We start from the raw sequence: 17350 nt of genomic DNA, 5'->3' as shown, positions 1-17350 counted from the left end.
ACATGGACAGGCCGCGACCGGCCCGCTTCGTGGTCGTACGCTCGTGCCCACCATGACGACCGTAAGGATCCCCGCGGGCTGGCCCGCCACCGAAGAGCAAGCGCGCGCAGTGCAGGACGAGTTGCGGGGGCGGGTGGTCCTCGGTGAACCGGGACCGCCGCCCGGCACCGGCCATGTGACCGGTGTCGACGTGGCGTACGACGACGAACGGGACGTCGTCGTGGCCGCGGCCGTCGTGCTCGACGCGGCGACGCTCGATGTCGTCGCGGAGGCGACCGCCGTCGGCCAGGTCTCCTTCCCATACGTTCCCGGACTCCTCGCCTTCCGTGAACTCCCGACCGTCCTGGCCGCACTCGACGCCCTGCCCTGCGCACCGGGTCTCGTCGTCTGCGACGGCTACGGCCTGGCCCACCCGCGGCGCTTCGGCCTCGCCAGCCACCTCGGCGTGCTCACCGGGCTGCCCACCATCGGGGTCGCCAAGAACCCCTTCACCTTCTCGTACGAGGAGCCGGGCGCCCGGCGCGGCAGCGCGTCCCCGCTCGTCGCAGGCGAGGACGCGGGCCAGGACGAGGTGGGACGCGCCCTGCGCACCCAGGACGGTGTGAAGCCGGTTTTCGTGTCGGTCGGCCACCGGGTGAGCCTCGACAACGCGTGTGCGCACACGCTCGCGCTCACCCCGAAGTACCGCCTCCCGGAGTCCACCCGACGAGCGGACTCCCTCTGCGGACGGGCCCTCCAGGAGGCAACTCCTGGAGGCCGCCCCGTTGACTGAGTACGTGATCTGAGTATCTGTACGGATGTCGGGGCACGGTCATGATCGGCAGGCTGTGTCCCATGACGACGCACCGCGCCCCGAAGCCCGAAGCCCACCCCACCCAGCCCGTCGAGCGCGCCGTGATGGGCGCGCTGTTCCTCGCGGTGATCGCCGGAGTCGCCTGGATAGGCGGGATGATCTACACGGTCACCGGGTGGGCCCAGTAGAGCCCAAGCCGTTCAAGTGGGCCCAACAGAGCCCGTTCAGAGGGTGGCCGCCACCCGGAACGTGATCCCCGCCCCGCGCAGCCGCTCCGTCAGCGCGTCCCCCATCGCCACCGCCGTCGTGACCTGCCCGGCCGTCTCCGGCAGTTCGTCGAAGGCCAGGGACAGCGCGGCCTCCGCGAGCATCTTGGCGGTCTCGTCGTAGCCGGGGTCGCCACCCGCGACCTCCGTGAAGACGCGGCGCCCGCCGCCCTCACCGACGAACCGCACCGAGAACGAGCTCTTCGCACGCAGCGCGGCGCTCGGTCCGTCCCCGGGCTTGAACCGGTCGGACAACCAGCGGCGTGCGGGCGGCAGTTGGGCGGCCGCGAAGACCGCACCCGCCGCGGCGACGCCGCCCACCGCGATGGGCAGCCGTTCGACGGCCGCGTAGTGGCGGTAACGGAAGTCGGGCCCGTACCGCTCCAGGGCCCGTGCGGACCGCTGCACCACCTGGGGGTCGATCGTGGGCAGCGGCAGCGCCCATGCCCCGACCTCCTTGGCGAACCGTGGTGCGCTCGCCGGCGTGGAAGCCCGGCGGCCCACCAGCCGCGGCTCGTGCCGCCTGCGGTCCCGCGCCGCGGCCAGAATGTGCCGCCCGCGCGAGAATTGGGTGAGCGCCGAGGCGAACGTGCCGCCGGAGAACATGGCGTGGGTGCGCACGTACCCGTCGACCCGCAGCGGAACGCCCTCGGGAAGCTGCCGCACGGTGAAGTAGGCGCCCAGGTCGTGCGGGACCGAGTCGAAACCGCAGGCGTGCACGAGCCGTGCCCCGGTCTCCCGCGCGCGTGCGTCGTGCCGGACGTACATCAGGTCGACGAACTCGGGCTCACCGGTGAGGTCGACGTAGTCGGTACCGGCGTCCGCGCAGGCGGCCACCAGTTCCTCGCCGTACGTGATGTACGGCCCGACCGTCGTGGCCACCACGCGCGCGTGGTGGGCGAGTTCGCGCAGCGACTCCGGATCGGACACGTCCGCGTGAAGGACACCGGGGACACTGGGCGCAGTCGCGGTGCCGGGGACACCGGGGGCTTCGGCCAGCCGCTCCCGCAGCCGCTCCAGCTTCTCCGGGCTGCGCCCGGCGATCGCCCACCGCAGCCCCTCGGGCGCGTGTGCGGCGAGGTACTCCGCGGTGAGCGCCCCGACGAACCCCGTGGCTCCGAAGAGCACGATGTCGTACGCGCGATCCGCGTGATCCGTCCCGTTCAGCCTGCTCATGACACTCCTGCTCGTGATCCGGCCAGCCGTGCGCGAAGCGCCGTTGTCGGTGGCTGAGGCTAGCGTGAGGTACGAGCAGCCGAACGACGAGGTCCGAAGAAGAGGCAGGACGAACAGGCCGGAGGTAGCCGTGGCGGTGCCGAAGAACGCGCTGAAGAAGTGGGAGAAGGTGCGCGAGTTCGCCCTCGGGCTGCCCGGCGCCACCGAGGAGTTCCCCTGGAGCGAATCAGTCGCCAAGGTGAACAAGAAGGTGTTCGTCTTCCTCGGCATGGACGACGGCAGCTATCCGCTGGGCGTCACGCTGAAGCTCAAGGACGAGGAGGCGCACGCACACGCCCTGACCTCGCCCGGCGCCGAGCTCGCCGGCTATGGCCTCGGCAAGTCCGGCTGGGTGCGCATACCCCTGGAGGAGCAAGGGGCTCCGGCAGCGGAGCTGCTGTGCGACTGGGTCGAGGAGAGCTATCGCGTGATCGCGCCGAAGAAGCTGGTCGCGGAGCTGGACGCCCGCTAGTACCGGGCGCCGAGGCGCCGTGCTCGGTTGCCTGCCGGGTGTTCGCGGGCGCGTTCGCGCGCTTGCCGCCGTCTCGATCGCACTGGAATTTAACTAAGCGCTTGCTCGTCAGGGGCTTGCCCGATGTGGAACACGTTCTTAACATCACTGATGTCACATCAGTAGTGTCACAGCGCTGGGGGCTTGATGGGAGTGACAGGTACGGCAGCGCACGGTCCGCTCGCCGGAGTGCGCGTGGTCGAGCTGGCGGGGATCGGGCCCGGCCCGTTCGCCGCGATGCTCCTTGCCGACCTCGGCGCCGACGTCGTGCGGGTGGACCGGCCCGGCGGCGCCGGACTCGCCGTCAATCCCGAGTACGACGTCACCAACCGCAACAAGCGCTCGGTGCTGGTCGACCTGAAGTCGCCCGACGGCGCCGCACGCGTCCTCGACCTGGTCGACCGCGCCGACATCCTGATCGAGGGCTACCGCCCGGGCGTCGCCGAGCGCCTCGGCGTGGGCCCCGAGACCTGCCACGCCCGCAACCCCCGGCTGGTCTACGGCCGGATGACCGGCTGGGGCCAGGACGGCCCCCTCGCCCAGCGCGCCGGGCACGACATCGCGTACATCGCGCTCACCGGCACCCTCGGCATGATCGGCACCCCGGGGGAGCCCCCGCCCGCCCCTGCCAACCTGCTCGGCGACTACGCGGGCGGCTCGCTCTACCTGGTCGTCGGCGTCCTCGCCGCCCTCCACCACGCGCGCGCCACCGGCACCGGCCAGGTCGTCGACGCAGCCATCGTCGACGGCACAGCCCACCTCGCCACGATGATCCACGGCATGCTCGCCGCAGGCGGCTGGCAGGACCGGCGCGCCGCCAACCTCCTCGACGGCGGCTGTCCGTACTACGGGACGTACGAGACCGCCGACGGGAAGTACATGGCGGTGGGCGCCCTGGAGCCGCAGTTCTACGACAGGTTCGTGGACCTTCTCGGCCTCGCGGAATTCGCGGACGCCCGCAAGGACTGGACCCGCTGGGCCGAACTGCGCCGGACGGTCGCGGCCCGCTTCAAGACCCGTACGAGGGACGAGTGGACAGCCGTCTTCGAGGGCTCCGACGCGTGTGTGGCGCCGGTCCTCTCGCTGCGCGAGGCCCCTGCCCACCCGCACCTCGCCGCCCGCGGCACCTTCACCGACCACGGCGGCATCACCCAGCCCGCCCCCGCACCCCGCTTCTCCGTCACCCACACCTCCGTCCGCAGCGGCCCCGCCCAGCCGGGCGCCGACGTCGCGGACGTGGCCCACGACTGGGACGTACCGGACCTCCTGAAGGGCAGTCCCGAATGAAGCGGCAGATCTTCGAGCCCGAGCACGACGCGTTCCGTGAGACGGTGCGCACCTTCCTCGCCAAGGAGGTGTTGCCGTCCTACGAACAGTGGGAGAAGGACGGGATCGTCTCGCGCGACGCCTGGCTGGCGGCCGGGAAGCAGGGGCTGCTCGGGTTCGCCGTGCCCGAGGAGTACGGGGGCGGCGGCAACGCCGACTTCCGCTACAGCGCCGTACTGGCCGAGGAGTTCGCGCGCGCGGGAGCCGCCGGGATCGCGGTCGGGCTGCACAACGACATCATCGGGCCGTATCTGACGGGCCTGGCCACCGCGGAGCAGAAGCGGCGCTGGCTGCCCGGGTTCTGCGACGGCTCACTGATCACGGCGATCGCGATGACCGAACCCGGCGCCGGATCCGACCTCCAGGGCATCACGACGCATGCGGAGGACCGGGGCGACCACTGGCTGCTCAACGGCTCCAAGACCTTCATCTCCAACGGGATCCTCGCCGACCTGGTGATCGTGGTGGCGAAGACGACTCCCGAGGGCGGTGCGAAGGGACTGTCCCTGCTCGTCGTCGAGCGCGGCATGGCGGGCTTCGAGCGGGGGCGCAATCTCGACAAGATCGGCCAGAAGGCGCAGGACACGGCCGAGTTGTTCTTCAACGACGTGACCGTGCCCAAGGAGAACCTGCTCGGCGAGCTGAACGGCGCCTTCGTCCATCTGATGACGAACCTCGCGCAGGAGCGGATGACCATCGCCGTCGGCGGGATCGCCGCCGCCGAACACCTGCTGGAGATCACCACGGAGTACGTCAAGGAGCGCGAGGCCTTCGGACGGCCGCTGTCCAAGCTCCAGCACATCCGCTTCGAGATAGCCGAGATGGCCACCGAGTGCGCCGTCACCCGGACCTTCCTCGACCGCTGCATCGTCGATCACTCGAACGGGGAACTCGACGCCGTGCACGCCTCGATGGCCAAGTGGTGGGCCACCGAGCTGCAGAAGCGGGTCGCCGACCGCTGTCTCCAACTGCACGGCGGCTACGGCTACATGACCGAGTACCGCGTTGCCAAGGCCTTCACCGACGGCCGCATCCAGACCATCTACGGCGGGACCACCGAGATCATGAAGGAGATCATCGGCCGTTCCCTCCTCGGCTAACCCTCCTGAAAGGCTTGACCAGTGAGCACCGAAGCGTACGTGTACGACGCGATCCGCACCCCGCGCGGCCGCGGCAAGGCGAACGGCGCCCTGCACGGCACCAAGCCCATCGACCTGGTCGTCGGGCTCATCCACGAGGTCCAGCGCCGCCTCCCCGGTCTCGACCCCGCGGCGATCGACGACATCGTGCTCGGTGTGGTGGGCCCGGTCGGCGACCAGGGCTCCGACATCGCCCGGATCGCCGCGATCGCCGCCGGACTGCCCGACACGGTCGCCGGCGTCCAGGAGAACCGCTTCTGTGCCTCGGGCCTGGAGGCCGTCAACCTGGCCGCGATGAAGGTCCGTTCGGGCTGGGAGGACCTGGTGCTCGCGGGCGGCGTCGAGTCGATGTCGCGGGTGCCGATGGCCTCGGACGGCGGCGCCTGGTTCGCCGACCCGATGACCAACCTGGCCACGAACTTCGTACCGCAGGGCATCGGCGCCGACCTCATCGCCACCATCGAGGGCTTCACACGCCGCGATGTCGACGAGTACGCGGCGCTGTCCCAGGAGCGGGCGGCCGCCGCATGGAAGGACGGGCGCTTCGCGAAGTCCGTCGTCCCGGTGAAGGACCGCAGCGGGCTCGTCGTCCTCGACCACGACGAACACCTGCGCCCCGGCACCACCGCCGACTCGCTCGCCAGGCTGAAGCCGTCGTTCGCCGACATCGGCGACCTGGGCGGCTTCGACGCCGTGGCGCTGCAGAAGTACCACTGGGTGGAGGCGATCGACCACGTCCACCACGCGGGCAACTCCTCCGGCATCGTGGACGGCGCGTCCCTCGTCGCCATCGGCTCGAAGGAGGTCGGCGAGCGCCACGGCCTCACCCCGCGCGCGCGGATCGTCTCCGCGGCCGTCTCCGGCTCCGAGCCCACCATCATGCTCACCGGGCCCGCGCCCGCGACCCGCAAGGCGCTCGCCAAGGCCGGTCTGACCATCGACGACATCGACCTCGTCGAGATCAACGAGGCCTTCGCGGCGGTCGTCCTGCGCTTCGCGCGGGACATGGGCCTGTCCCTGGACAAGGTCAACGTCAACGGCGGCGCGATCGCGCTCGGCCACCCGCTCGGCGCCACCGGCGCGATGATCCTCGGCACGCTCGTCGACGAACTGGAGCGCCAGGACAAGCGCTACGGCCTCGCCACGCTCTGTGTCGGCGGCGGCATGGGCATCGCGACCATCGTCGAACGCGTCTGAACCCTCCCAACGGATCAACGGAGCAACCCCTGATGAGCACTGAGCCCACCACCATCCGCTGGGAACAGGACGAGACCGGCGTCGTCACCCTCGTCCTCGACGACCCCGACCAGTCCGCCAACACCATGAACCAGGCATTCAAGGCCTCGATCGCGGCGATCGCCGAACGCGCCGAGGCCGAGAAGGACTCCATCCGCGGGATCATCTACACCTCCGCCAAGAAGACCTTCTTCGCGGGCGGCGACCTCAAGGAGATGATCCAGGCCGGACCGGAGGACGCCCAGCAGGCCTTCGACGCCGGTACGGCCATCAAGTCCTCCCTGCGCCGCATCGAGACCCTCGGCAAGCCGGTCGTCGCCGCCATCAACGGCGCGGCCCTCGGCGGCGGTTACGAGATCGCCCTCGCCTCCCACCACCGCGTCGCCCTCGACGCCCCCGGCTCCAAGATCGGCCTCCCGGAGGTCACCCTCGGCCTGCTCCCCGCGGGCGGCGGCGTCACCCGCACCGTCCGCCTGATGGGCATCGCGGACGCGCTCCTGAAGGTGCTGCTCCAGGGCACCCAGTACTCCCCGCAGCGGGCCCTGGAGAACGGCCTCGTCCACGAAGTGGCGGCCACCACCGAGGAGTTGCTCGCCAAGGCGCGCGCCTTCATCGACGCCAACCCCGAGTCGAGCCAGCCCTGGGACAAGCCGGGCTACCGGATCCCGGGCGGTACGCCGGCGAACCCGAAGTTCGCCGCCAACCTGCCCGCGTTCCCGGCCAACCTCAGGAAGCAGCTGAACGGCGCCCCCTACCCGGCGCCGCGCAACATCCTCGCGGCCGCCGTGGAGGGCTCCCAGGTCGACTTCGAGACCGCGCTGGTCATCGAGGCCCGCTACTTCACCGAGCTGGTCACCGGGCAGACCGCGAAGAACATGATCCAGGCGTTCTTCTTCGACCTCCAGGCGGTCAACTCCGGCGCCAACCGCCCCAAGGACATCGAGCCGCGCAAGGTCCGCAGGGTCGCCGTCCTCGGTGCCGGGATGATGGGCGCGGGCATCGCGTACTCGTGCGCCCGCGCGGGCATCGACGTCGTCCTCAAGGACGTGTCGGCCGAGGCGGCGGCCAAGGGCAAGGCCTACTCCGAGAAGCTCTGCGCGAAGGCGGTCTCCCGGGGACGTACCAGCCAGGAGAAGGCCGATGCGCTCCTGGCCCGCATCACGCCCACCGCGGACCCGCACGGCCTGGCCGGCTGCGACGCCGTGATCGAGGCCGTCTTCGAGGACACCTCGCTCAAGCACAAGGTGTTCCAGGAGATCCAGCACATCGTCGAGCCCGACGCGCTGCTCTGCTCCAACACCTCGACCCTGCCGATCACCGTGCTCGCCGAGGGCGTGGAGCGGCAGACCGACTTCATCGGACTGCACTTCTTCTCGCCGGTCGACAAGATGCCGCTCGTCGAGATCATCAAGGGCGAGCGGAGCGGAGACGAGGCGCTGGCCCGCGCCTTCGACCTCGTACGGCAGATCAACAAGACGCCGATCGTCGTCAACGACTCGCGCGGCTTCTTCACCTCGCGCGTCATCGGGCACTTCATCAACGAGGGTGTCGCGATGGTCGGCGAGGGCATTGAGCCCGCGTCCGTCGAGCAGGCGGCCGCGCAGGCGGGCTACCCGGCCAAGGTCCTGTCCCTCATGGACGAGCTGACGCTCACCCTCCCACGCAAGATCCGCAAGGAGTCGAAGCAGGCCGTCGAGGAGGCGGGCGGCACCTGGACGACGCACCCGGCCGAGGGGGTCATCGACCGCATGGTCGACGAGTTCGGCCGCACGGGCCGCAGCGGCGGCGCGGGCTTCTACGAGTACGGCGCGGACGGCAAGCGCGGCAAGCTGTGGCCCGGCCTGCGCGAGCACTTCACGAAGCCGGGATCCGAGATCCCCTTCCGCGACATGCAGGAGCGCATGCTCTTCTCCGAGGCACTGGACACCGTCCGGCTCCTGGAGGAGGGCGTGCTGACCTCCGTCGCGGACGCCAACATCGGGTCCATCTTCGGAATCGGCTTCCCGGGCTGGACCGGCGGCGTCCTGCAGTACATCAACGGGTACGACGGCGGCGCCGGGGCAGGTACGGGCGGTGGGGCCGGTACCGGCCTGCCGGGATTCGTGGCACGCGCGCGTGAACTCGCCGAGCGCTACGGGGAGCGGTTCACGCCTCCGGCGCTGCTGGTGGAGAAGGCGGAGAAGGGGGAGCGGTTCACCGACGCCCGCTGACGACGGCGATGACGTGTCGCTGAGTGACATGCCGCCCTTGCTCCCGGTGGTTCGGGGACCCGACGCTGACCGCGAACCGGTCCCCGCCCCCTGCCGAGGAGTTCCCCATGGGTCGCCGCCCCGCCCTCGCCCTGCTGGAGATCCTGCGCGGCGAGGGCGTGGACCGCGTCTTCGGCAACCCCGGCACCACCGAACTGCCCTTCCTCGCCGCGCTGATGGACGCCGAGGACGCACCCGAGTACGTCCTCGGCATCCACGAGGGCGCCGTCGTCTCCATGGCCGACGGGTACGCCCGCGCCACCGGCCGGCCCGCGTTCGTCAGCCTGCACATCGCGGCGGGGCTCGCCAACGGTCTCATCGGACTGCTCAACGCCCGCCGCTCCCGCACCCCGTTGGTGGTGATGGCGGGACAGCAGGACAGGCGCCACCTCCAGCAGGACCCCATGCTGTCGGGCGATCTGACCGGCCTCGCCGCACCCGCCGTGAAGGCCACCTTCGATGTCCAGCACGCCCGTGACCTGCCACTCGCCGTGCGCCGCGCCTTCGCCCTCGCCGTACGGCCGCCCGCGGGGCCGGTGTTCCTCTCCGTACCCATGGACCTGCTCACCGAGGACACCGAGGTCGAGGTTCCGGCCCGCACCCCGACACCCCGCGCCGGAGCGGCCGTCGGCCTGGACCGTGCCGCGGTCCTGCTCGGCGGCGCGGCCCGCCCGGTGATCGTCGCCGGGGACGGCGTGGGCCGCGAGAACGCCCTCCCTGCGCTCGTACGCGCCGCCGAGGCCTGCGGCGCGCCCGTCCACCATCAGCCGATGGCCGACTATCTGGACTTCCCCACCACACACGCCTTGTACGCGGGCATGCTGCCGCCGCGCCACGAGGCGATCCGCGAGGCCCTCAAGCCGTACGACACCGTCCTCATCGCCGGTGCGCACGCGTTCACCCCGCACCACTACAGCCCGGGCCCTCCGCTGCCGCCCGGCATCACGGTCGTGCAGCTCGACTCCGACCCGGACGAGATCGGCCGCAACTTCCCCGCCGACACCGGGCTCGTCGGCGCCCTCGCGCCCTCGCTCGACCGGCTGGCCGAGCTGCTGGCCCAGCGAGTGCCCGCGCACACCGCGAAGGCCCGGGTGCTGCGGGCGGGTGAACGGCACACGGCCGAGCGCAACCGTACGGAAGCCGCAGCCCGCGCCGTGTACTCCCCGGCGCCGCTCGCGCCCTGGGCCGCCGCCCACGCCGTGGCGCGCGGCCTGCCACCCGACGCCGTGGTCGTCGAAGAGGCCATCACCGTGGGCCTGTTGCTGCGGCGGCTCGTGCGCCTCGACCGCCCCGGCAGCTATACGCATACTGTCGGCGGCGGTCTCGGCTGGGGGATCGGGGCGGCTGTCGGCCGTGCGCTCGCCGAGCCGGAGCGGCCGGTGGTCGCGGTACTCGGCGACGGCTGTGCGCTGTTCGGGCTGCAGGGGCTGTGGAGCGCGGCGCGCAGTGCGGCACCGGTGCTGTTCGTGGTGCTGAACAACGGCGCCTACCGCACCCTTCAGGACACGTACGAGGCCATGGGCGGCCAGGGCCCCTGCCCCGGCACCGAGTTGGGCGCACTCGACTTCACACAGGCGGCACGGTTCTTCGGGATCGACGCGGTGCGGGCGGTGAGCGCGGACCAGCTGCGCGAACTCGTCTCCGACGCAGGCGAGTTGACCCGCCCGATGCTGATCGACGTACCACTTCGGTGAGCGCGGCCGACCAACACTGACCCGCACCTTGTCAACTTCCCCTGGGCGCCCCACCATCGGTCCATGACGGACGGGACGGCGCCCAAGTCGGTGCTCGCTCGCGGAGCGGCGCTGCTACGTGCCTGCGGGGACTCCGAGGGTGCGCTGAGCCTCGCCGAGCTCGCGCTCCGCACAGGGCTGCCCAAGCCGACCGCGCACCGCCTGATCGGCGAGCTGGTCCGGCTCGAACTCGTCGAGCGCACCGACGACGGCCACTACCGGATCGGGCTCGACCTCTTCGTACTCGGCCAATCAGCGCCGTCCGCACGGGAGTTGAGGGACATCGCGCTGCCCTACCTCGGCGACCTCCATGAGGAGACGCACGAGAACGTGCATCTCGCCGTCCCCGACGGGACCGACACCCTCTTCCTGGAAAAGATCACCGGCCGCCGCGCCACCCCGATCGTCTCGCGCGCCGGCGGCCGCCTGCCGGCCCACTGCACCGCCACCGGCAAGGTCTTCCTCGCCCACGACCCCAGGCCCCCGCACCTCTCCCTGCCCCGCCTCACCCCGCGCACCCTCACCCTGCCGGGCCAGCTCGCCCGCGACCTCGCCGCGACCCGAGTCCGCGGCTACGGCGTCAACCTGGAGGAAGCGGAGATCGGCATCTCCGCGGTAGCCGCCCCGGTCTACGAACGCGCCCGCGGCCCCCGCCCCATAGCCTCCATCTCCGTCACCGCGGGCACGCGGCGTTTGGACGTGGACCGGATAAGCGCGCGGGTGTGCGCGGCGGCACGGGCGCTGACGCGCGCGTTGTCGGCTTGAGCTGGAAATCTTCTAGCCCGTCCGGGGGAGATCTTTCAGCCCGTCCGGCGTTTGAGGACGAGGCCGTTCAGGCCGAAGCGGGGGTCTGGGGGCGGCAGCCCCCAGGAGCAAGGGACGGGTAGAGGCGGAGGGGGCGAAAAACCTAGTCCCCAGCCGACCGCGCAACCCCCGACTGCACCGCCACAGCCAACGCATGCTCCGTGAGCCGCTCCCCGTACACCTCACCCACCACCCGCCCCCGCACGAACACCAACACCCGATCGCACACCTCGGTCAGCTCCGCCAAATCCGTCGACGCGAGCAGAACCGCCGCCCCACCCGCAGCCAACTCACCCACGATGCGATGCATTTCGGCCCGCACCCCGACATCCACACCCCGCGTCGGATCGTCCAGAACGACAACCCGCGGCTCGGTGGCAAGCCACTTGGCGAAGACGACCTTCTGCTGATTGCCCCCGGACAGCCGGCCGACGACGTCGTAGGGACCGCCACGCAGCCGCAACCGCTGCGTCAAGTCACCGGTACGCCTGACCAGTTCACCCTGCGAGGGGAGCACTCCACCACGCCCCAGAGCCAGCCAGCTCACCGAGGTCGCGTTCTCCCAGACCGTACGCTCGGCCATCAGCCCGTACCGCTTACGGTCACTGGGCACGAAAGCGACCCCCGCACGGACGGCGTCCCGCAGAGAGCGCGGCAGCCCCTTGCCCCCCACATCGACACGCCCCGCCGAGATCGACGCACGCCCGCACACCACCTCCAACGCGTCGAGATGGCCCGCCCCTTGGAGCCCGGCCACACCGACCACCTCCCCGGCGCGCACGGTGAAGGTGACGTCGGAGAGCCGCCCCGGCACACTCACCTCGGACAGCACCACCGGCGGCGGCCCGTCGGCGACGACCCGCGTGCGGCGTACGGGCGGAGGCGGCTGTCCGCCCAGCATCGCCGTCACCAGCTCCGGCACGTCGACCTCCTCGCGCCGGGCACCGGCCAGTGCGACGCGCCCGTCCCGCAGCACGGTCACGCGCTGCGCGAAGCGCATCACCTCCTCCAGGAAGTGGGTGACGTACAGGACCGCGATGCCCTGCCCGGTGAGGGTGCGCAGCACCTGTTCGAGGCGGTCGACGGCGGCGGCGGGCAGTGCGGAGGTCGGCTCGTCGAGGACCAGTACTTTGGGGCGCCGCAGCAGCGCCCGCGCGATCTCCGTCAACTGCTGGTCGGCCAGGGTGAGTTCGCCGAGACCCGCACCGGGGTCGACGTCGAGTCCGAGCTCGGCGAGGACCGGACCGGCGGCGCGGTCCATGGCACGCCGGTCGAGCAGGCCGAAGCGGCGGGGCGGCCGGTAGGGGTAGAGGTTCTCGCGGACGGTGAGGTCGGGGAAGAGGCTCAACTCCTGGGAGACGACGGCGATTCCACCCGCCCGCGCCTCCTCCGCGAGGTCAACGGTCCCGGCGTCCGCCGCCACCGTGCCCGACAGGATTCGCACCAGCGTCGACTTACCGGCGCCGTTCTCGCCGACGAGCGCGTGCACTTCGCCGCCGCGCAGCCTGATGCCCGCTCCGTCCAGCGCCTTGACCCCGCCGTAGGACTTGACGAGGTCCCGCGCCACGAGCATGTCGTCGCCCTCACTCATCTCAGCGCGCGTCCTTCAGGGGCTTGAGCTGGGCCTCCTGGTCGCCGAGCAGCTTGTCGATCGTCGGTTTGTACCAGTCGTACGCCGCCTCTGGGGTCTTCTGCCGCGCGATGATGTCGTCGATGTTGGTCTTGTCCACGACCCCGCCGGGGGACAGGAACCAGCCGTCGAGCAGCTTGCCGTCGTTCTCGCGCACCGCCTCGATCAGCATCGCGGTCGACAGATAGCCCTTGAGGAAGTGCTGCGGGTCGATGGTGACGAAGTTCGAGCCGTCCTTGACCGCGTCGAGCGTCTTCGGGTCGACGTCGAAGCCGGCCGTGAGCCAGGTGCCCTGCTCGGCCTTCTTGATCTTCGCGAGGTTGTAGCTGTCGGCGTCACCGACGCCCAGGAAGGCGAGCGCGTCGGGGTGCGCGTTCACCTGCGCCGACCAGGAGCTGTAGTTCTGCCCGGGGTCGCTGTACGTCTGGAAGGGGCCCAGGACCTTCACGTTCGGGGCCTCCTTCGCGAAGGTGTCGGAGATGCCCTTGGCCCGGTTGTCGAGCACTGGCGTCCCCGGGTTGGGCACGCCGATGACGATCTCCCCCTTCGGGTCGTCGCCGAGCCGCTTCAGAGCTTCCGTCGCCATGAGCTCGCCGAGTGCGTAATTGTCGTTGCCCACATAGAAGTTCACCTTGCTGCCGTCGGTCGGCGAGGTGTCCAAGGCGACGATCGGGATGCCCTGGTCTACGGCGCGCGCGGCGGGCCGGGTGAAGATCGGCGGGTCGAGGTTCTCCAGGACGATGCCGTCCTTGGCGCGCGCGGTGAGGTTCTGGAAGAGCTGCACCTCGGCGGGCCCGTCGGTGTTGGGCGGACCGACCGCCTTGAAGTCGATGTTCCCCGCGTGGTCCGCCGCGCTCTCGGCGCCGAGGACCATCTCATGGGCGAAGTTCAGGCTGATGTTGGCGACCGCGATGCCCATGTTCAGCTTTCCGCCCGAGCCTGAGCCCGAGCCGTTCCCGTCGCCGCAGCCGGCGGCGGCAGCGAGGAGAGCAAGCGCGGCGGGCACGGCGAACAACGTACGCAATCGGGGGTGCATCACGGCCTCCACATCAGACGGTCCTTGTGACCGGTCCACATCCGACGGTGCTTGGTCCTTGTGACCGGCGGCCATCATCGGCGTCGCCGTCCGCTGCGGCGCAGCGCGCTGTCCGCCGCCACGGCGACGAGAATCACTCCGCCGGTCGCGAACGACGTCCAGTTGATGGGTACTTCGAAGAACACGAGCCCCGAGGCGACGACCGACAGGATCATCGCTCCGGCCACTGCCCCGACCACCGATCCGCGCCCTCCCGCGAGCGGAGTGCCGCCGATGATGCAGGCGGCGATGGCCTGCAACTCGTAGCCCTGGCCTAGAGTCGGGTCACCTGCGCCGTAGAAGGCGAGCGCGAGCGCCGCCGCGCAGGCCGTGGTCAGCCCCGACAGGGCGAGCGCCTGGACCCGGGTGCGGACGACGGGGATGCCGCTGAACTCGGCGGCGTCCGGGTTGGATCCGATCGCCCGCACCCGGGCGCCGAAGCGCGTCCGGGTCAGTACGACCGTCAGCACCACGACCACCGCGACCAGCACCCACAGGGCGAACGGCACACCGCCCGCGTCGCCGCCCGCGAGCGTGAAGAACGAGTCGTTCAGCGGCAGATCGGTGATCTGCTTGCCGTCGGCGAGCGCGAGCCCCACGCCTCGGAACAGCATCAGAGTGCCCAGCGTCACGATGAACGAGGGCAGCGCGAGCAGCGTCGTGACCAGCGCGTTGAAGACACCGAGCAGGGTCCCGGTGAGCAGGATCACGGGGACCGCCAGCCACGGTGCCGTGCCGTCCCGTATCAGCAGCGCCCCGACGACCAGGCACATCGCGTAGGTGCCGCCCACCGACAGATCGACCTCGCGCATGGCGAGCGCGAACACCATTCCGCACGCCATCAGCGAGATGTAGACGGAGTTGTGGGCGGTGGTGAGCAGGTTGTCGGTGTCGAGGAAGTCCGGGTACGGGATACCGATCCCGGCGATCAGCAGCCCGAGGACGACCAGCACGCCCAGCTCGTCCGGGACCAGTCTCCGGACTCGGGACCAGTGCGGCCGGGGCCAGCCGGACGGCAGCCTCAACCGCCGTTCGTCGCCGCCCTGTTCACGGGCGCGCTCGGCGTCGTCCACGGCACGCTCGGTCTCGGTCATCGGGCACGGCTCCCGTACGGCTGACGCTGGCTGGGCGTTCGCCCCGCAGACTGGGCCTCTCGAACGCCCGCGGCAACAGGGCCGTTCCGGCGAGTGGAATGCGCTCTTGCCGACCGACTGACGGTTCATCACACTCGCCCCATGGAGACACGTACCGCCCTGGTGACCGGAGCGGCACAGGGCCTCGGGCAGGAGTTCGCCGTCGCGCTCGCCGGGCGTGGCTACCGAGTCGCGGGGATCGATCTCGTTCCGCAGCCCGAGACGGCCAAACGGGTGCTGGACTACGTGGAGTTGATCGCCGACGTCACCGACGAGGAGCAGATCAGGGACGCGCTGGAGCGTGTCATCGACCGGTTCGGGACACTGCACGTCCTCGTCAACAACGCTGGCGTGTACCCGGAGTTGGACTTCGAGGACACCACGCCCGAGGAGTGGCGTCGGGTCATGCGAGTCAATCTGGAGGCGCCGTTCCTGCTGTCCCGCGCCGTGCTGCCGTATCTGAAGGAGGCGGGCTGGGGCCGGATCGTGAACATCGTGTCGGCGGCCGTTCTGACCGCGCCCCCGACGATGGTCGCGTACGTCTCCTCGAAGGCGGGCCTGATCGGCTTCACGCGCGCGCTGGCCTCCGCGCTCGGGCCCTGCGGCATCACCGTCAATGCGATCGCGCCGAGCATGGTCCGCACCGCCACCGCCGAGCGGACCGTCGGCGCGGACGGCGGCTTCGAGCACGTCCGCGCCCAGCAGGCCGTCCCCAGGACCCAGGAGCCGTCCGATCTCGTCTCGACCCTGCTGTACGTCGTCGACGAGGGCAGCGGTTTCCTGACCGGCCAGACCCTCAATGTGGCCGGCGGTTCCGCCTACTTGTAGTTGCTTGCGGAGCCGGGTGGCTCAGGACTCCTTGAGCCACTCCCGGAGCTCTTCCTTCAGCGAGCGCTGGAACGTGGTCAGCAGCGCCTGCACCACCAGCGGCTGCATATGCGCCGACAGCGACTTCACCGCCGCCACGGACTCGCGCTCGCCCACCGCGTCACGCAGCAGCGCGGACAGCTCGTGGGCCGCCGCGCGCGAGTGCTCAAGGAGTACGGTCCGGGCCGCGAGGATCGTCTCGTGCGCGATGGGTACGTCGAGGAGCTGTACGCCGAGCCGCAGCAACCCCGGGTCCACGCGGAACGAGTCCGCGGTCCGAGTGATGACGCTCATCGCGGCGAGCCGGTCCAGCTCCTCCTCGCCCAGTGAGCGCCCTGCCCGCCGCTCCAGCTCCTCGCGCGTCACGTCCTCCGCCGCGTCGGGCGCCCAGGAGGCCACCACGGCACGGTGGATGGCGAGGTCGTGGGCGCTCAGGCCGGCCGGCAGCTGCTGGAGATGACGCTCGATCGCGGCCAGCGTCATGCCCTGGCGCTGCAACTCCTCGATGAGCGCGAGCCGGGCCAGATGCTCCTGGCTGTAGTGCCCCACGCGCCGAGGACCGATCACCGGCGGCGGCAGCAGCCCCTTGGTGCTGTAGAAACGGACCGTACGGACCGTGACCCCCGCACGCGCGGCCAGCTCATCGACCGTGAGCGCCGGCTCCTCGGTGTCCGTGGTCATGGCGGATCCTGCCTCTCCGGGTTGTGCAGCGGTCGGATGCAACGGGTTGTGCAGCGATCAGGTGCAACAGTATTGCTGTCTCACCAGTGTTGTGAAAGCCGCGCCCCGCTGTCCGCCCGCCCGACGGTCACTGTCAGTGGCACCGCCTACCGTGGCGTCATGTCAGAGATCGCGTACGTTCGCGGTGACGCCACCGTGCCATTGGGGAAAGGCGTCAAGGTGATCGCCCATGTCTGCAACGACATCGGGGGATGGGGGAAGGGCTTCGTACTCGCCGTCTCCCGCCGCTGGCCGGAACCCGAGGCGGCGTACCGAGCCTGGCACCGGGACCGCGCACGCAACGACTTCGGCCTGGGGGCGGCGCAGTTCGTCCAGGTCGAGCGGTACGTGTGGGTGGCGAACCTGGTCGGCCAGCGGGGCATACGCACGGGCAGCAAGGGGGTGCCCGTGCGCTACGAGGCCATCGACGCCGCCCTCGGACTGCTGGCCGGCAAAGCCGCCGGGCTCGGTGCGTCCGTCCACATGCCCCGGATCGGCTGCGGTCTGGCCGGTGGCAAGTGGTCCCGCGTGGAGCCGCTCGTCATGGAGCGGCTGGTGAAGCCGGGGATCGCTGCGACGGTGTACGACCACGGGGGCTGAGTACCGCCAACAGCCAAGCAGAGCAACGGCAATGACTTGCGGAAAGATTCTGC

The 17350-nt window shown here is 70.8% G+C and carries 16 protein-coding genes; 11 read left to right on the top strand and 5 right to left on the bottom strand.

The annotated features are described in order from the left end of the window. The first annotated feature begins 52 nt into the window (after positions 1-52). Together OG266_RS06600 and mmpA are read left to right on the top strand one after the other, a co-directional pair. On the top strand, positions 53-772 hold the full coding sequence (locus OG266_RS06600; protein ID WP_266472950.1) for an endonuclease V: 720 nt from the start codon (positions 53-55) through the stop codon (positions 770-772). Between the two features lie 62 nt (positions 773-834). After that, positions 835-981: a morphogenic membrane protein MmpA gene (gene mmpA, locus OG266_RS06595; RefSeq protein ID WP_266475083.1), complete on the top strand. Its 147-nt coding sequence runs from the start codon at positions 835-837 to the stop codon at positions 979-981. Positions 982-1017: 36 nt separating this feature from the next. Here the strand turns inward: mmpA and OG266_RS06590 are convergent, their stop codons facing one another. Continuing rightward, positions 1018-2235 carry a trans-acting enoyl reductase family protein gene (locus tag OG266_RS06590; protein WP_371543755.1) on the bottom strand — a complete coding sequence of 406 codons (1218 nt, stop codon included), beginning with the start codon at positions 2233-2235 and terminating at the stop codon, positions 1018-1020. Between the two features lie 130 nt (positions 2236-2365). Here OG266_RS06590 and OG266_RS06585 point away from each other — a divergent pair, with 130 nt between their 5' ends. From OG266_RS06585 to OG266_RS06555, 7 genes are all read left to right on the top strand, one after another. Beyond that, positions 2366-2746, top strand: coding sequence for an MmcQ/YjbR family DNA-binding protein (locus tag OG266_RS06585; RefSeq protein WP_371543753.1), 381 nt, complete (start codon positions 2366-2368; stop codon positions 2744-2746). 186 nt (positions 2747-2932) lie between these two features. After that, on the top strand, positions 2933-4072 hold the full coding sequence (locus OG266_RS06580) for a CaiB/BaiF CoA transferase family protein (RefSeq protein WP_371543752.1): 1140 nt from the start codon (positions 2933-2935) through the stop codon (positions 4070-4072). Continuing rightward, entirely contained in the window at positions 4069-5211 is a 1143-nt protein-coding gene (locus tag OG266_RS06575; protein ID WP_371543751.1) for an acyl-CoA dehydrogenase family protein, read from the top strand. Before OG266_RS06580 ends, OG266_RS06575 begins: the two co-directional genes overlap by 4 nt. A 21-nt stretch (positions 5212-5232) precedes the next feature. Continuing rightward, positions 5233-6447 carry an acetyl-CoA C-acetyltransferase gene (locus OG266_RS06570; RefSeq protein ID WP_266472945.1) on the top strand — a complete coding sequence of 405 codons (1215 nt, stop codon included), beginning with the start codon at positions 5233-5235 and terminating at the stop codon, positions 6445-6447. A gap of 32 nt (positions 6448-6479) precedes the next feature. Beyond that, positions 6480-8696: a 3-hydroxyacyl-CoA dehydrogenase NAD-binding domain-containing protein gene (locus OG266_RS06565; RefSeq protein ID WP_371543749.1), complete on the top strand. Its 2217-nt coding sequence runs from the start codon at positions 6480-6482 to the stop codon at positions 8694-8696. A 107-nt stretch (positions 8697-8803) separates the two neighbouring features. After that, positions 8804-10429, top strand: a complete 1626-nt coding sequence (locus OG266_RS06560) for a thiamine pyrophosphate-binding protein (protein ID WP_371543748.1) — start codon at positions 8804-8806, stop codon at positions 10427-10429. A 63-nt stretch (positions 10430-10492) separates the two neighbouring features. After that, positions 10493-11233, top strand: a complete 741-nt coding sequence (locus tag OG266_RS06555) for an IclR family transcriptional regulator (RefSeq protein ID WP_266472942.1) — start codon at positions 10493-10495, stop codon at positions 11231-11233. A gap of 142 nt (positions 11234-11375) precedes the next feature. On the opposite strand, the gene OG266_RS06550 is transcribed toward OG266_RS06555, so the two are convergent. The 3 genes from OG266_RS06550 to OG266_RS06540 form a co-directional block, all read right to left on the bottom strand. Then, positions 11376-12863, bottom strand: a complete 1488-nt coding sequence (locus OG266_RS06550) for a sugar ABC transporter ATP-binding protein (RefSeq protein ID WP_371543745.1) — start codon at positions 12861-12863, stop codon at positions 11376-11378. 1 nt (position 12864) lies between these two features. Beyond that, positions 12865-13908 (bottom strand): sugar ABC transporter substrate-binding protein, encoded by a 1044-nt coding sequence (locus OG266_RS06545; protein ID WP_371543744.1) that lies wholly within the window; start codon positions 13906-13908, stop codon positions 12865-12867. A 104-nt stretch (positions 13909-14012) separates the two neighbouring features. Further along, positions 14013-15071 carry an ABC transporter permease gene (locus tag OG266_RS06540; protein ID WP_371543742.1) on the bottom strand — a complete coding sequence of 353 codons (1059 nt, stop codon included), beginning with the start codon at positions 15069-15071 and terminating at the stop codon, positions 14013-14015. A 141-nt stretch (positions 15072-15212) separates the two neighbouring features. Here OG266_RS06540 and OG266_RS06535 point away from each other — a divergent pair, with 141 nt between their 5' ends. Then, positions 15213-15938 (top strand): SDR family NAD(P)-dependent oxidoreductase, encoded by a 726-nt coding sequence (locus OG266_RS06535; RefSeq protein WP_371543740.1) that lies wholly within the window; start codon positions 15213-15215, stop codon positions 15936-15938. Between the two features lie 21 nt (positions 15939-15959). Here the strand turns inward: OG266_RS06535 and OG266_RS06530 are convergent, their stop codons facing one another. Beyond that, entirely contained in the window at positions 15960-16658 is a 699-nt protein-coding gene (locus OG266_RS06530; RefSeq protein ID WP_371543739.1) for a MerR family transcriptional regulator, read from the bottom strand. Between the two features lie 159 nt (positions 16659-16817). Between OG266_RS06530 and OG266_RS06525 the strand changes: the two genes are divergently transcribed. After that, positions 16818-17297, top strand: coding sequence for a macro domain-containing protein (locus OG266_RS06525; RefSeq protein ID WP_371543738.1), 480 nt, complete (start codon positions 16818-16820; stop codon positions 17295-17297). Positions 17298-17350 lie beyond the last annotated feature (53 nt).

The sequence above is a fragment of the Streptomyces sp. NBC_00554 genome, assembly GCF_041431135.1.
GTDB lineage: Bacteria > Actinomycetota > Actinomycetes > Streptomycetales > Streptomycetaceae > Streptomyces.
The sequence above is the reverse complement of the archived record's forward strand: the minus strand, read 5'-3'. Positions and strand labels throughout refer to the sequence as shown.

What these genes read in the sequence shown, in the direction of transcription:
- OG266_RS06590 (WP_371543755.1), bottom strand. Translation starts at nt 2,235, where the DNA reads ATGAGCAGGCTGAACGGGACGGATCACGCGGATCGCGCGTACGACATC.
- OG266_RS06550 (WP_371543745.1), bottom strand. Translation starts at nt 12,863, where the DNA reads ATGAGTGAGGGCGACGACATGCTCGTGGCGCGGGACCTCGTCAAGTCC.
- mmpA (WP_266475083.1), top strand. Translation starts at nt 835, where the DNA reads ATGACGACGCACCGCGCCCCGAAGCCCGAAGCCCACCCCACCCAGCCC.
- OG266_RS06600 (WP_266472950.1), top strand. Translation starts at nt 53, where the DNA reads ATGACGACCGTAAGGATCCCCGCGGGCTGGCCCGCCACCGAAGAGCAA.
- OG266_RS06575 (WP_371543751.1), top strand. Translation starts at nt 4,069, where the DNA reads ATGAAGCGGCAGATCTTCGAGCCCGAGCACGACGCGTTCCGTGAGACG.
- OG266_RS06535 (WP_371543740.1), top strand. Translation starts at nt 15,213, where the DNA reads ATGGAGACACGTACCGCCCTGGTGACCGGAGCGGCACAGGGCCTCGGG.
- OG266_RS06565 (WP_371543749.1), top strand. Translation starts at nt 6,480, where the DNA reads ATGAGCACTGAGCCCACCACCATCCGCTGGGAACAGGACGAGACCGGC.
- OG266_RS06560 (WP_371543748.1), top strand. Translation starts at nt 8,804, where the DNA reads ATGGGTCGCCGCCCCGCCCTCGCCCTGCTGGAGATCCTGCGCGGCGAG.
- OG266_RS06530 (WP_371543739.1), bottom strand. Translation starts at nt 16,658, where the DNA reads ATGACCACGGACACCGAGGAGCCGGCGCTCACGGTCGATGAGCTGGCC.
- OG266_RS06555 (WP_266472942.1), top strand. Translation starts at nt 10,493, where the DNA reads ATGACGGACGGGACGGCGCCCAAGTCGGTGCTCGCTCGCGGAGCGGCG.
- OG266_RS06580 (WP_371543752.1), top strand. Translation starts at nt 2,933, where the DNA reads ATGGGAGTGACAGGTACGGCAGCGCACGGTCCGCTCGCCGGAGTGCGC.
- OG266_RS06525 (WP_371543738.1), top strand. Translation starts at nt 16,818, where the DNA reads ATGTCAGAGATCGCGTACGTTCGCGGTGACGCCACCGTGCCATTGGGG.
- OG266_RS06540 (WP_371543742.1), bottom strand. Translation starts at nt 15,071, where the DNA reads ATGACCGAGACCGAGCGTGCCGTGGACGACGCCGAGCGCGCCCGTGAA.